Source organism: Pseudomonas sp., assembly GCF_035277045.1.
Lineage (GTDB): Bacteria > Pseudomonadota > Gammaproteobacteria > Pseudomonadales > Pseudomonadaceae > Aquipseudomonas.
In genome coordinates, this window is sequence record NZ_DATELE010000275.1 from 60,466 (window position 1) to 75,277 (window position 14,812).

The window sequence follows — 14,812 nt, forward strand, 5'->3', positions numbered from 1 at the left end:
CTTGCCGTGTCCCAGCCTGTTTCGTCCCTGCCGCCCCTTGCTGACTGCTATGACCTTGCCGTGATCGGCGGGGGCATCAATGGCGTGGGTATTGCCGCTGACGCAGCCGGGCGCGGCCTGTCGGTCTTTCTTTGCGAAAAGGACGACCTGGCCAGCCACACGTCCTCGGCCAGCAGCAAGCTGATCCACGGTGGCCTGCGTTACCTGGAGCACTACGAATTCCGCCTGGTGCGTGAGGCGCTTGCCGAGCGCGAAGTGTTGCTCGCCAAGGCCCCGCACATCGTCAGGCCGATGCGCTTCGTGCTGCCCCACCGCCCGCATCTGCGTCCGGGCTGGATGATCCGCGCCGGCCTGTTCCTCTATGACCACCTTGGCAAGCGCAAGCAGCTCGGTGCCTCGCGCGGCCTGCGCTTCGGCCCGGGCAACCCGCTCAAGCCGGCCATCACCCATGGCTTCGAATATGCCGACTGCGCCGTCGATGACGCCCGCCTGGTGGTGGTCAACGCCATGGCCGCCCGCGAACACGGCGCGCATGTCCGTACCCGCACCCGCTGCCTGAGCGCCAGGCGCGTCGATGGTCTGTGGCAGGTGGAGCTCGAGCATGCCGACGGCAGCCGCCAGAGCATTCGTGCCCGCGCCCTGGTCAACGCGGCCGGCCCATGGGTGGCCAGCTTCATCAAGGATGACCTGCAGCTCGATGCCCCGTACGGCATCCGCCTGATCCAAGGCAGCCACCTGATCGTGCCGCGCCTGTACGAGGGTGAACATGCCTACATCCTGCAGAACGAAGACCAGCGCATCGTCTTCGCGATTCCGTACCTCGATCGTTTCACCCTGATCGGCACCACTGACCGCGAGTACAAAGGCGACCCGGCGAAGGTGGCGATCACCGAGCAGGAAACCGACTACATCCTCAAGGTGGTCAACGAGCATTTCAATCACCAGCTCAGCCGCGCCGATATCCTGCACACCTACTCCGGCGTCCGCCCGCTGTGCAACGACGAGTCGGACAACCCCTCGGCAGTGACTCGCGACTACACCCTCGCGCTGTCCGCAAGCCAGGGCCAGGCGCCGTTGCTGTCGGTATTCGGCGGAAAGCTGACCACCTACCGCAAGCTGGCCGAGTCGGCGATGGGCGAGCTCAAGCCGTTCTTCACCCAGATGCGTGGCAGCTGGACCGCCAGCGCAACCTTGCCTGGCGGCGAGCAGATGACCAGCGTGCAAGCCCTGGTCGATGCCATCCTGGCCCGCTACGGCTGGCTACCGGTGGATATCGCCGGGCGCTGGGCGCGCACGTACGGCAGCCGTGTGTGGCGCTTGCTGGAAGGCGTGAACGGTCCGGATGACCTGGGCCAGGCGATCGGTGGCGGGCTGTTCGCCCGCGAGGTGGATTACCTGCGCGCCGAGGAATGGGCCGTGGGCGCTGACGATATCCTGTGGCGCCGCAGCAAGCTTGGGCTGTTCATGAGCGAGGCCGAGCAGCAAGTGCTGCGTGACTACCTGCAGCAGGTCGAGCACAAGAAGGCCGGTATTCAGGCGGCCTGATACCGTCTGTTCGCAGAAATACCTGTGGGAATTGCATGGTTCGATTGAAACCATGGAGCTGCTGTGCCTCTGACGGCCTCTTCGCTGGCAAGCCAGCTCCCACGGGTACAGCGCCAGCCCATTGATTCACCGCTGGCCTGTGAGGGTTTCCCCCGACACTCCAGACGCCTCCATTCGGATTCCCGAATGACTCCACCCTATTCGTTCGGTGCCCCGGACACTTCCCCTCCCCGCAAATCCTTCAAAAAACCTTGATCCCCAGACTTTTCACGGCGTTATGATCCATGGCGGAGCTTGGCACGAGTCATGCTCTACACTCTGTACCCGAATACATCGCTCGCAGAGATGGGTTCGTTGAACGAAAGAGTCCGCCAACGGCTCCATAAAAAAAATAACCGTCGAGGAAAATTAGATGCGTATCGTTCGTCACCTGTTGGGCGCCGCCATCGCGGCAGCTGTCATCAGCTCGCCAGTCATGGCCGAAGAGCTGACCGGCACCCTCAAGAAGGTCAAGGATTCTGGCACCATCACCCTGGGCCACCGGGATTCTTCCATTCCGTTCTCCTACATCGCCGATGCGTCTGGCAAGCCCGTGGGCTACTCCCACGACATCCAGGTCGCCATCGTCGAGCACCTGAAAAAGCAGCTCGACGCGCCTGACCTTAAGGTCCGCTACAACCTGGTCACCTCGCAGACGCGTATCCCACTGGTGCAGAACGGCACCGTCGACGTGGAGTGTGGCTCGACCACCAACAACGTCGAGCGTCAGCAGCAGGTCGACTTCTCGGTCGGCATTTTCGAAGTGGGTACCCGCCTGCTGGCCAAGAAGGATTCCAAGTACAAGGACTTCCCCGACCTGGCCGGCAAGAACGTGGTGACCACCGCTGGCACCACCTCCGAGCGCCTGCTCAAGGCCATGAACGCCGACAAGCAGATGAAGATGAACGTCATCTCGGCCAAGGACCACGGCGAGTCGTTCCAGATGCTCGAGTCCGGCCGCGCCGTGGCCTTCATGATGGACGACGCCCTGCTCGCCGGCGAAATGGCCAAGGCCAAGAAACCCACCGACTGGGAAGTGACCGGTACCCCGCAGTCCTATGAGATCTATGGCTGCATGGTGCGCAAGGGTGACGCACCCTTCAAGAAGGCGGTCGATGACGCCATCGTCGCGCTGTACAAGTCGGGCGAGATCAACAAGATCTACGACAAGTGGTTCACCCAGCCTGTGCCGCCAAAAGGCCTGAACCTCAACTTCCCGATGAGCGACGAGCTCAAGGAACTGATCGCCAATCCCACCGACAAAGCCGCTGACGAAAAGAAGTCCTGACCCGCAGCTAGTTAGTGTCTAACCTTTCATCCGAGGGCGCCAGGCGCCCTTGGATGCTCGAAGGTGCCCGTGAAGCAACCGATCTGAGGGGAAATCCCGATGAATTACAACTGGGACTGGGGCGTGTTCTTCAAGTCCACCGGCGTCGGCAGCGAGACCTATCTGGACTGGTACATCACCGGCCTCGGATGGACCATCGCCATCGCCATCTGCGCCTGGATCATTGCCCTTGCGCTGGGCTCGGTACTGGGTGTCATGCGCACCGTGCCGAATCGCCTGGTATCGGGCATCGCCACCGCCTATGTGGAGCTGTTCCGCAACGTGCCGCTGCTGGTGCAGCTATTCATCTGGTACTTCCTGGTGCCCGACCTGCTGCCCGAAGGCCTGCAGGAGTGGTTCAAGCAAGACCTCAACCCGACCACCTCGGCGCTGATCAGCGTGGTCATCTGCCTGGGCCTGTTCACCGCGGCCCGCGTCTGCGAACAGGTGCGCACCGGCATCCAGGCATTGCCACGTGGCCAGGAGGCCGCCGCCCGCGCCATGGGCTTCAGCCTGCCGCAGATCTACACCAACGTGCTGCTGCCGCAAGCCTACCGGATCATCATTCCGCCGCTCACCTCCGAGTTTCTCAACGTCTTCAAGAACTCCTCGGTCGCCTCCCTGATCGGCCTGATGGAGCTGCTGGCGCAGACCAAGCAGACCGCCGAATTCTCCGCCAACCTGTTCGAGGCCTTCACCCTGGCCACGCTGATCTACTTCACTCTGAACATGGGCCTGATGCTGCTGATGCGCATGGTCGAGAAGAAGGTCGCGGTACCGGGCCTGATCTCCGTGGGAGGTAAATGATGGAAATGGACTTCACTGGCATCGTCCCCGCCCTGCCCGCCCTGTGGAACGGCATGGTGATGACCCTGCAGCTGATGGTGATGGGCGTGGTCGGCGGCATCGTGCTCGGTACGATCCTGGCGCTGATGCGCCTGTCCTCGAGCAAGCTGATGTCGCGGATCGCTGGCGCCTACGTCAACTACTTCCGCTCGATCCCGCTGCTGCTGGTCATCACCTGGTTCTACCTGGCGGTGCCGTTCGTGCTGCGCTGGATCACCGGCGAGGACACGCCGGTCGGGGCCTTCACGTCCTGCGTGGTCGCCTTCATGATGTTCGAGGCCGCGTACTTCTGCGAGATCGTCCGTGCGGGCGTGCAGTCGATCTCCAAGGGCCAGATGGGCGCCGCCCAGGCGCTCGGCATGACCTACGGCCAGACCATGCGCCTGATCATCCTGCCCCAGGCGTTTCGCAAGATGACCCCGCTGCTGCTGCAGCAGAGCATCATCCTGTTCCAGGACACCTCGCTGGTCTACACCGTGGGCCTGGTCGACTTCCTCAACTCGGCACGTGCCAGTGGCGACATCATCGGGCGCTCGAACGAGTTCCTGATCTTCGCGGGTCTCGTGTACTTCCTCGTCAGCTTCTCCGCTTCGTGGCTGGTCAAGCGTCTGCAGAAAAGGATCACCGTATGATTTCCATCAAGAACGTCAACAAATGGTACGGCGACTTCCAGGTGCTGACCGACTGCAACACCGAGGTGAAGAAGGGTGAAGTGGTGGTGGTCTGCGGCCCGTCCGGTTCGGGCAAGTCGACGCTGATCAAGTGCGTCAACGCGCTGGAGCCGTTCCAGAAGGGCGATATCGCGGTCGATGGCACCTCGATCGCCGACCCGAAGACCAACCTGCCCAAGCTGCGCTCGCGCGTGGGCATGGTGTTCCAGCATTTCGAGCTGTTCCCGCACCTGACCATCACCGAGAACCTGACCATCGCCCAGCGCAAGGTGCTGGGCCGCAGCGAGGCCGAGGCGACCAAGAAGGGCCTGGCCCTGCTGGAGCGCGTCGGCCTGAGCAGCCAGGCGAAGAAACACCCCGGCCAGCTGTCCGGCGGCCAGCAGCAACGTGTGGCCATCGCTCGCGCGCTGTCGATGGACCCGATCGTCATGCTGTTCGACGAACCGACCTCGGCGCTCGACCCCGAGATGGTCAGCGAGGTACTGGACGTGATGGTCGAGCTGGCCCACGAGGGCATGACCATGATGTGCGTGACCCACGAGATGGGCTTTGCGCGCAAGGTGGCCAACCGGGTGATCTTCATGGACAAGGGCCATATCATCGAGGACTGCACCAAGGAACAGTTCTTTGGTGACCAGAACGCCCGTGACCCGCGCACCCAGCACTTCCTCAGCAAGATCCTGCAACACTAGAACACGGCCCCGGTCCGTTGCCAGGCAATTGCCAGGCAGCGGGCGCTGGCCGGGACAAGGCCACTGTGATGAAATGCGACCCCGCACTTTTTCGCCCAGCCCAGCCTGCCCTTGCCGTGAAGCCCCGTCTGATCCGCCAACTGCTGCTACCGCCCCTGATCATCCTGCTGATGATCGGATTGGGCGTGGCCGGGTTCCTGATCAGCGAGGGCAACGGCATCCGCACCCTGAGCGAGACCGGCGAGCGCCAGCTCGAGCTGCACGCGCGCACGGTCGAAAGCGAGATCAGCAAGTACACCTACCTGCCGAGCCTGCTCGAACTCGAAGACAGCGTCTCCAGCCTGCTCACCCGCAGCGATGACGCCCACCGCCAGGCGGTCAACGAATACCTCGAAGGCCTGAACCGGCGCAGCCGCAGCCGGGCCATCTTCGTGCTCGACACCAGTGGCCGGGTACAGGCCACCAGCAATTGGCGCGACGCCGACTCCTTCCTCGGCGAAGACCTGTCGTTCCGCGCCTATTTCCAGGATGCCGTGCGCGGCGAGCCGGGGCGCTTCTATGGCATCGGCAGCACCACCGGCGAGGCCGGCTACTTCCTGGCCCACGGCCTCGAAGAGCACGGCAAGATCATCGGCGTGGCGGTGATCAAGGTACGCCTAGATACGCTTGAAGAGCGTTGGCAACGGGCTCGCCTGGAGGCCTTCGTCAGCGACGAGAACGGCATCATCATCCTCTCCAGCGACCCGGCCCGCCGCCTCAAGTCGGTCCGCCCGCTGACCCCGCAGACCAAGGAGCGCCTGGCGCGCAGCCTGCAGTACTACTGGTGGCCGCTCAACGAGCTGCAACCCCTGGCGCGTGAAACCCTGGCCGATGGGGTCGAGAAGCTCACCTTCCCGGCCAACAGCGAGACGGACAAGGGCCGGCACCACGAGGTCGCCTACCTGGCGCAGACCCGTCGCCTGGCCGATACCCCCTGGCATTTCACCCTGCTCACGCCGCTGCAGGACCTGCGCCGCGAAGCGATGGTGCAAGGGGTGCTGGCGGGGGTCGCCTTTGCCTTGCTGGCCATTCTGCTGATTGCCTGGAACGAGCGGCGCAAGGTGCTCGCCACGCGCCTGGCCGCCCGTGAAGCCTTGCAGGAAGCCAACAGCCAGCTGGAGCGCAAGATCGCCGAGCGGACCGCCGACCTGCGCGCCAGCAACGATCGCCTCAAGGGCCAGATCCGCGAGCGCCGGCATGCCGAGCAGACCTTGCGCCATGCCCAGGACGAGCTGGTGCAGGCCGGCAAGCTGGCGGCCATCGGGCAGATGTCCACCAGCATCGCCCACGAACTCAACCAGCCCCTGGCAGCGCTGCGCACCCTGTCGGGCAACACCGTGCGGTTTCTCGAACGTGGCGCCCTGGAGACCGCCAGCACCAACCTGCGCACCATGAACGCGCTGATCGACCGCATGGGCCGGATCACCGCCAGCCTGCGCTCGTTCGCCCGGCGCGGCGACGACCGCGGCCAGGCCTCGCTGGCCAAGGCCGTGGAGGCCAGCCTGCAGGTGCTGGGCAGCCGCATCGCCAGCTGCCACCTGCAGCTGCACAGCCAGTTCGACGACCCACAGCTGGCAATCGACCAGACCCGCCTGGAACAGATCCTGGTCAACCTGATCGGAAATGCCCTGGATGCCATGGCCACCCAGCCACAGCCCGCGCTCTGGCTCGAAGGCGAGGCCCAGGGTGACAAATACCGCCTGCGGGTGCGCGACAACGGCCACGGCATCGATGTCGAGACCCGCAAGCACCTGTTCGAACCTTTTTTCACCACCAAGCCGGGCGAGCATGGCCTGGGCCTGGGCCTGACCCTGTCGGCCAGCCTGGCCGCCGCCGCCAAGGGCACCCTGAACGTCGAGCACCCTGCCGCTGGCGGCACTGCCTTCGTCCTCGCCCTGCCCCTGGCAGCGCGCCCCCCGTCAGACGCGGATGAACGCCCATGAGCAGAGACCCTCTATGAACCAAGCGCCCCTCACCGTCCTGATCGTGGAAGACGACCCGCATGTGCTGCTCGGCTGCCAGCAGGCGCTGGCCCTGGAAGACATCGCCTGCGAGGGCGTGGGCAGTGCCGAGCAGGCACTTGAGCGGATCGGCGATGATTTCGCCGGCATCGTCGTCAGTGATATCCGCCTCCCGGGCATCGACGGCCTCGAGCTGCTCAATCGCCTCAAGGCGCGCGACCGCAGCCTGCCCGTGGTGCTGATCACCGGCCACGGCGACATCGACATGGCCGTCGGTGCCATGCGCAGCGGCGCCTACGATTTCATGGAAAAACCCTTTTCCCCCGAGCGCCTGGTCGAGGTGGTACGCCGCGCCCTTGAGCAACGCGGGCTGTCGCGCGAGGTGTTCGCGCTGCGCCGGCAGCTGGCGGGCCAAAGCACCCTTGAAGGGCGGATCATCGGACGCTCGCCCGCCATGCAGGACCTGCGCGAACTGATCGCCAATGTCGCCGACACCTCGGCGAACGTGCTGATCGAAGGCGAGACCGGGACCGGCAAGGAGCTGGTCGCCCGCTGCCTGCATGACTTCAGCCGTCGCCAGGGCGGGCCTTTCGTCGCGCTCAACTGTGGCGGCCTGCCCGAAAACCTGTTTGAAAGCGAGATCTTTGGCCACGAAGCCAATGCCTTCACCGGTGCCGGCAAGCGGCGTATCGGCAAGATCGAACACGCCAATGGCGGCACGCTGTTTCTCGACGAGGTCGAGAGCATGCCGCTCAACCTGCAGATCAAGCTGCTACGGGTGCTGCAGGAGCGCACCCTGGAGCGTCTGGGCTCGAACCAGAGCATTGCCGTGGATTGCCGGGTGATCGCCGCGACCAAGTCCGATCTCGATGCGCTGGGCCAGAACGGACAGTTTCGCAGCGACCTGTACTACCGCCTCAACGTCGTCACCCTCGAGCTGCCACCGCTCAGGGAGCGTCGCGAAGACATCCTGCAGCTGTTCGAGCATTTCCTGCAGCAATCGGCGCTGCGCTTCGACCGCCAGGCACCCGAGCTCGACAGCCAGACCCTCTCGCGGCTGATGGCCCACGACTGGCCGGGCAACGTGCGCGAGCTGCGCAACGTTGCCGAACGCCATGCCCTGGGCTTGCCTGCGTTCAAGAAGACCGGCGCCGGCGCCAGCCAGGGCCTGGCGTTCGCCGAAGCGGTGGAGGCGTTCGAACGCAACCTGCTCAGCGATGCCCTGCAACGCACGGGTGGCAACCTGAGCCAGGCCAGTCAGGAGCTGGGCATGGCCAAGACCACCCTGTTCGACAAAGTGAAAAAATACGGCCTGGCCTGAGCGCAGGCCAGTCACACCGTTAGACCTGATATTCAGCGGATGGCCCTACAAGGGGCCATGCTGCTCCGGTCCTGCAAGGCCCGCCAACTGGCGAGGCGACTCACGGTGGTCCTTCAGGTAGGGCAACACCACCCCAAGCAACGGCCCCTTGAACGGCGCCTGAAACCGATGCGCCAGCCCCGGTATCAGCCGCAGCTGGCTGCCCTGCACGTGCGCCGCCAGGTGCACCCCGTGCATCACCGGCAGCAGCGGGTCGGCCGTGCCGTGCACCACCAGCGTCGGCAGGCGCAGCTGATTGAGCAGCTCGACCCGGCTCGGCTCGGCAAGGATCGCCATGATCTGGCGCTTGGCGCCCTCGGGACTGAACGCCCGGTCGTAGGCCTCGGCGGCCTCCTGTAGCAACTGGGCGCGGTCATCGCGGACCTGCGGACTGCCCAGCGCGGCCAGCATGTCGGCCTGCTGCTCGATGGCCATCTCGCGGTTCGGCGCGCCGCGCCGCGCCAGCAACCGCACCAGCGCAGGGCTTGGCGCCGGCAGGCCTGCCGCGCCGGAGCTGGACATCACCAGGGTCAGGCTGCTCACCCGCTGGGGCACCATCGCCGCCAGGTGCTGGGCAATCATGCCGCCCATGCTCACGCCCAGCACATGAAACCGCCGGACCTTGAGCGCATCCATCAGGTGCAAGGCATCGCCGGCCATGTCCGTCAGGGTATAGGGCGCCGCCACGGGGAGGCCGAGCTTGTAGCGCAACAGCTCGATCGTCAGGCTCGCCGTGGGCGGCGCCTGGTTCCAGCGTGACAGCCCGACGTCACGGTTGTCGTAGCGGATCACCCGGAAACCTTGCTGGCACAAAGCCTCGACCACGTCACCGGGCCAGTGGATCAGCTGCCCACCTAGCCCCATGACCAGCAGCAGGACCGGATCAGCCGGGTCCCCGACGCTCTGGTAGACCAGGCTCAGCTCACCCAGCTCGGCCCGCAGGACCGGCGCCGAGAGGTCGCAGCGCGGGGCGGCGAACACCCCCGAAGTACTTATCAGGAAACAGAAAACAATCAGAAAAGCCCGCATGAACGAAACACCAGAACGCAGATCCCCAGTAATGCGCGAGTGTGATGAATGGCGTGCGAGCGCGCTGCCACAGTTGCGTGACATTTTGATGACGGCCGCTCAACGGTATCCGCCGTAACTATCTACCGCTGCACCTGCCCCGCCACCAAGCCCAATGTGCCACGCCATTCCTGGCAACGACCCATTGGAGAACGTGCATGAACGACCACCCCCTGGACACCTTGTCAGGCCTGCTTCACCTCACAGGTGCAGGCCCTGCCGAAACGGATGCGCTGCACCACGCCATCACACAGTGCACCCTGCACAGCGCGGCCTTTCACCAGCTCTTGCGAGCGGCCCCGACCCTGCCTGGGGAGCCTTGGGCCGAGTACTGGCGGGAGCGCGCCCAGGGCACCCCGCTGAGCCGGCGCGCCGCTGCCCTGGAGCACTTCACCGGTCACGTGCATGCCAGCCACGATCACGCACTGCACGGCGGCATGCTCGAACGGGGCCAGTTGCGGGCGGTCTCCGGGGTGCTGGCGAACCCCGAATGGCTGCGCTTCGAGGGCAGGCAACTGACGATCGAGACGCCGCTCCTGGCAGGCCGCGCGCTGCCCGGCGCCTTGATCTTCACGATCGAGGGGCAGCCGCAGGCGGCACTCTACCTTCCAGGGCGCCAGCCTGCCTTCAGTGTCCACGCCTCGCGCGAGGCGCTCGAGGTGCAACTGCTGGCGGACACTGAAACCGAGGGGCAGATCAGCTACCAAACGGTGGATTCGCTCACTGCAGGCTTCGACACGCTGATGGATCACCTGGGCCGAACGCCTCCTGACCCCGCGCGTGAAAGCCCGACGGTACTTGCCGCACCGATGCCCCTTGATGCCCCACTGGACGAGCCCAACCCGCCATCACTGCATGATTTCGGCAGCCTGGCCGTGGATGTGCCCCCCTCCATCGCATCCCGGCAAGTGCGACGCCAGCTCGACCTGCTGCAGCCATTCGCCGAAACCCCTGACGCCCTCGACGTGCACCGGGTCGCCGTGCACAGCGCCCGCGCCAGCGCCGGCCAAGCCATCGACCGCTTGCTGCACGACGCCGCCTGGCGGGTGGCCCCTGTCAGCACCGCCGCCCTTGCCGAACTGGCCAACGCCCAGCATGACGGCTTGCGTGCCCATGCCCGCTTCCAGCAGCTGCTTGGAGAAATCAGCGCCCAGGAGCTGGGCTGGATCGAATCGCTGATCGCCCAAGACGACACCTTTCCGGGGCCGGAGGCGCTGATCATTGCGGCGCATCCGCTGCTGTACCGCCCATCGGTCGAGGGACAGGACACCAGCGCGGACCGCCAGCTGATCGAAGAGGCGCTGGTCATCACCCACCGTGCCGCGCTGGACCGTTCCAACACCGACCACGCACTGTTGTTGTACTGGCCTGGCGAGCAAGGCGGGCTGCTGCGCTGCGCCAACCGCGGCGTGCTGGAGCAGTGCCTGGGTGCCGACCCACAGGCCGGTACCGCGGTTGGCCTGAGCCCGGTGCATGGTGATGTGCTCAAGGGCATCCTGGCCCTTCACCTGGATCGCGCGCGCGAGGCCACCGCGGCGGCGCCTGCTGACAACGATGCACTGGCCGCGCACGAAGACACGCTGCGCCACCGCCTGCAGGTACCGCAACACGCAGCTCGCGAAGTCGCACTGGATACCTTGCGCCATGAGCAGGACAGCGCCAGCCTGGCTGAAGTGCTGCCCGATTGGCTCGCCAGGACCCCGCAGGCCACCCGTCTCGTCCTGCGCGAGGTGCTCGACCGGTACACGACGGCGATGCGCCAGGCCCAGGCCTTGCTCGCCCGCGACCTGCCCCACCGCGAGCTGTTCTGCTGGCAACGCATCAACCGGCGTCTGCAGCAGGATTTCGACGGCTACGACGGTGCCCCGGTCAGTCTGGAGCTGCCCCGCAGCACCTCGCGGCGCAGGGACCCCATCGCCGGCAGCGGCGCGCCAGGCGTGCCGTTCCGGGAAGTGCTGGTGCCCAGCGCCGAGCGCGAGCTGCTCTCCATTACGGACGTGTTGCTGGAAAACCTCGACGAGACGATGACCGAACGCCTCAGGTTTCTGACCGTGCACTGCCCGACCGCCGATGACAGCGTGCGCCAGGCACTCGCCACCGGCATCGACAAGGACTACCTGCAGGCATTGGCCACCGAGCTCGACCTGCCTCAAGCCTACGAGGACTGCATACTGGCCAGTTACCGTGGCCTGGACGAGGCCCCCTACGCCGCGCAGTATCGCCGGGAGTGCCTGGTCGAGCCCTGGCGCCTGATGCTTGAGCTGCAAGGCCTGCTGGGCCTGGCCCAGGGCAAGCTGGATGCCGCGGGCCAAGCGATCCTGCGCATTGCCGTCGATGCGGACAGCCCCACGCGCTATCGCACCGAGCACCACGATATCCGCCTTGTCGGCGCGATGCTGTCCACTGGCGGAGAAGACACCGCCCACCAGCCTTCGACACTGGCAGGGGTGACCTTCATCAATGACCAGCGCAGCGGTATCACCCTGCTCTGCCTGCCCGAGCACCCTGACCAGCCGCTCACTCAGCACGCCAGCTTCGAAGCCGCACGGCTGGCGCTCCATGACCTGACAAGGGAAAGCGACGGGCGCAGCTACCTGGCCAGCCGCGCCTTGCAGGGCGACCCCGAGGCCCATGCCTCGCGCATGCTGCAGGCCCTGGAGCATCGATTCGACGGGATCATCGCCCTGGGAAGCGTCTGGCCTGGAGATGTATCGCTGGCTCATCACCTGCTCGATGCGCAAATGGGGCGGGTGGTCGTGGCCCATCGGGCGACATCCCGTTCGAACAGCGACCTGCGCCTGGAGCACTACGCCTACCAGAGCGGCATGGTCTTCAACTACCTGAAGATGGTGCTGGGTTTCGTCCCGGTGGTGGGCACGGTCATTGGTGTCTACGATTTCTTCGCGGCCAGCTGGAACGCGGCCAAAGCCTTGGTGGAGGGACAGGGCTCGCGCGCGCTGGACGAGCTGGAACAGGCATTGCTCGCGCTCATCGATGCCGCCATGGACCTGGCGCCCGGCGTCGGTGTCGCGGTCAATGCTGGCTCGGCGCGACGCCTGGCCCGGCAACGTCCCGTCATCCGCCGCTCGATCAGCGCAGCGCCAGGCCGTGAGCGGTTGTCGCGCTTCTCGGGCTATGAATATCCTGAGCCGCTTTCGCTCAGCGGGGTGCAGCCCGGGACCCAAGGCCGCTTCAAGGGTATCTATCAGCATGGCGAAGGTGATTTCATCCTGGTCGATGATCGCCCGTGCCAGGTGCGGTGGGATGCCACGGCGCATACCTGGCGCCTGGCCGGCACGCCGCGAAAAGGCTGGCAGCGAGCCGTCGCGCTGGACGCGCAGGGCCGCTGGGATACCCACTTCGCGCTCTTCGGCACCCACCTGCAGGGCGGCGGTGCCGGTGGCGGGCAAGTGCTGGGCCATCTGGCCGACCAATTGGACCCTTACTGGCCCGCCGCGATTCGCGACCGGCTGCCGCGCTTCTGGGTCGATCGCCTTTTCCGCCATCAACATACGCTGCATAGCCGGGCTTTGGCAGAGGAGCGTCAGTTGCAGGCGTCCCTGGCTCGGAGCAACGAGCTGTTCGCACGCTTCGACCTCGCCAGCGACAGCAACAAGCTGGACATGGTCGCCGAACTCGAACGGCGCTGCCAGGCGGACGTGGACCACGGCAAGCAACTGTACGAGACCTGGCACGCCTACCAGCAGGTCAGCACCGGGCGCAACCGCCAGGTACCCTTGCGCCAGAAGGCCCGCGTGGCGACGGTGGTCGGTGACCGGCTGGTGCACCTGATGGAGCTCAAGGCACGCCGCAGCCGCCAGCGCCTGGCGGAGATGGGCGTCATACGCGGTCAGATCACGCAGATTCCCGACTTTGCGCAGCAGCTTCCCTGGTGGCGGCAATTGCGCCAGCGGGCCATCGAGCACCTCGACGAGCGCGAGCGGATCTACAGTGCGATCGACCAGCTCGAGATCTGGCACAGCCGCGCGGAAAGTGCCTCAACCCTTAGCCGGGTCCGCGACCGTTATCGCCGGGCCTTCAGTTCCGAGAGTCGCGAGTTCTTCAGCACCCAGCACTTGATGTACGCGGCCAGGCGGTTCGAGGATTCAAGCACCAGCGCGGCGTTTTTCGATCATCGGCTGGAAGAAGTCCTGGAGGCCACCTCCCGCGCCTGCAATACCCTGATCGACGTGCACGACGTCCCCGTCAGCGCTGCGCAACGCACGCAGATCCATGAACAGGTCCGGCAGGCCTACCTGAGCAACAAGCGCCTGTTGCAGAGCACCCAGGCGAGCCTGCCTACGCTGTTCGATGCTGTATATCTCGAGCAGTTGCACAAGAACCTCGACGCCTTGATCGCCCGCGCCGACCGAACGATCCGCCGCGCCACCAGCGAGGTTCGCCCGCCACGCGGCCCCAGCAAAGCGAGGCTGTTCGAGACGGTGGAGGGCCAGCTGTACATCGGTGACTACCTGCCCGCGACATCCGGCCGCCCCGGTCTGATCGTCATGCGCGGTGAGGACGGGACCGAAATCGGCCGGTATGTCAGCGCGGGCGAGCGCTGGCAGCGGCAGGCCGCCAGCCGCGCGGCCCGGCCCCATGAGGTGCGCGACCTGAAAAACACCGCGGGCCGCCTGGTCGCCGACCTGGACAGCTATCGCGCACGCATCGAGGCTTACCAGCGCCAGGGCATGCTGCCGGCCGACCTCGAGCACATGATGGTGATCAAGGCCGAGGACCTGGAAAGCTGTGCCCATCGGTTGCGTGAACTCGACAGCGCCGCGGCCGAGCCCGCGCAACTGCTCACCCATGCGCGTGCACTACGCGCCCAGGGCACCGCGATGCGCGTGGCGCAGGTCAAGCGTGGCGCGCAGCCCAACGAGGGGCATCTGGCCTACCTGGTGGAACAGCAGCAGGTCGAGCTGCGGCGCCTGCCAGGGCGGCGTCAGCTCAAGGCGGGGGATTACCTTGAGGAGTACGTGATCCTCGACAGCCTCGATCCGCAGGGCGCACCGCTGTGGTATGCGCATTTCCACTACCGCGATCCGCAGGCGCCCTTCGACCAGTACACCGCGGCGCACCTGAAGCTTGCCGCGGACCGTCTGCGCGGGCCTGAGACGCAGCAGGGGCAAGCGGGCGCGGCGCCGGTGTGGCGCGGGACGATCAGCCGGCCGGCTGCCAGTCGTTACTTCGCCGGCCTGTAAGCAATGCAATGGCAGGCCCCTGGCCTGCCATTGTCGACAAGGGTTGCCTGCATGAGCGAA

Annotated in this window: 9 protein-coding genes; 8 read left to right on the forward strand and 1 reads right to left on the reverse strand. The window is 65.8% G+C overall.

Annotated features, from left to right (window positions below; all coding sequences use genetic code 11):
* Positions 1–6: 6 nt before the first annotated feature.
* The 7 genes from glpD to VJS90_RS15625 all read left to right on the forward strand — a co-directional run bounded on the left by glpD (position 7) and on the right by VJS90_RS15625 (position 8,441).
* The gene (gene glpD / locus VJS90_RS15595) at positions 7–1,545 is read left to right on the forward strand and encodes a glycerol-3-phosphate dehydrogenase (protein ID WP_324122546.1); all 1,539 of its coding nucleotides are present in this window, start codon (positions 7–9) and stop codon (positions 1,543–1,545) included.
* A 412-nt stretch (positions 1,546–1,957) separates the two neighbouring features.
* A complete protein-coding gene (locus VJS90_RS15600) occupies positions 1,958–2,872 on the forward strand; it encodes a glutamate/aspartate ABC transporter substrate-binding protein (protein ID WP_324122547.1) in 915 nt (304 codons plus the stop codon).
* A gap of 99 nt (positions 2,873–2,971) precedes the next feature.
* On the forward strand, positions 2,972–3,718 hold the full coding sequence (locus tag VJS90_RS15605; protein ID WP_324122548.1) for an amino acid ABC transporter permease: 747 nt from the start codon (positions 2,972–2,974) through the stop codon (positions 3,716–3,718).
* Positions 3,718–4,389 carry an ABC transporter permease subunit gene (locus VJS90_RS15610; RefSeq protein ID WP_324122549.1) on the forward strand — a complete coding sequence of 224 codons (672 nt, stop codon included), beginning with the start codon at positions 3,718–3,720 and terminating at the stop codon, positions 4,387–4,389. The genes VJS90_RS15605 and VJS90_RS15610 overlap by 1 nt, the downstream gene beginning before the upstream one ends.
* Positions 4,386–5,120, forward strand: a complete 735-nt coding sequence (locus tag VJS90_RS15615; RefSeq protein ID WP_324122550.1) for an amino acid ABC transporter ATP-binding protein — start codon at positions 4,386–4,388, stop codon at positions 5,118–5,120. The genes VJS90_RS15610 and VJS90_RS15615 overlap by 4 nt, the downstream gene beginning before the upstream one ends.
* Before the next feature lie 68 nt (positions 5,121–5,188).
* Positions 5,189–7,102, forward strand: a complete 1,914-nt coding sequence (locus VJS90_RS15620) for a sensor histidine kinase (RefSeq protein WP_324122551.1) — start codon at positions 5,189–5,191, stop codon at positions 7,100–7,102.
* 13 nt (positions 7,103–7,115) lie between these two features.
* Positions 7,116–8,441 (forward strand): sigma-54 dependent transcriptional regulator, encoded by a 1,326-nt coding sequence (locus tag VJS90_RS15625; RefSeq protein ID WP_324122552.1) that lies wholly within the window; start codon positions 7,116–7,118, stop codon positions 8,439–8,441.
* Between the two features lie 45 nt (positions 8,442–8,486).
* Here the strand turns inward: VJS90_RS15625 and VJS90_RS15630 are convergent, their stop codons facing one another.
* Positions 8,487–9,509: an alpha/beta hydrolase gene (locus VJS90_RS15630; RefSeq protein WP_324122553.1), complete on the reverse strand. Its 1,023-nt coding sequence runs from the start codon at positions 9,507–9,509 to the stop codon at positions 8,487–8,489.
* Between the two features lie 197 nt (positions 9,510–9,706).
* Here VJS90_RS15630 and VJS90_RS15635 point away from each other — a divergent pair, with 197 nt between their 5' ends.
* Complete coding sequence (locus tag VJS90_RS15635; protein WP_324122554.1) at positions 9,707–14,752, forward strand: dermonecrotic toxin domain-containing protein; 5,046 nt, start codon at positions 9,707–9,709, stop codon at positions 14,750–14,752.
* Positions 14,753–14,812 lie beyond the last annotated feature (60 nt).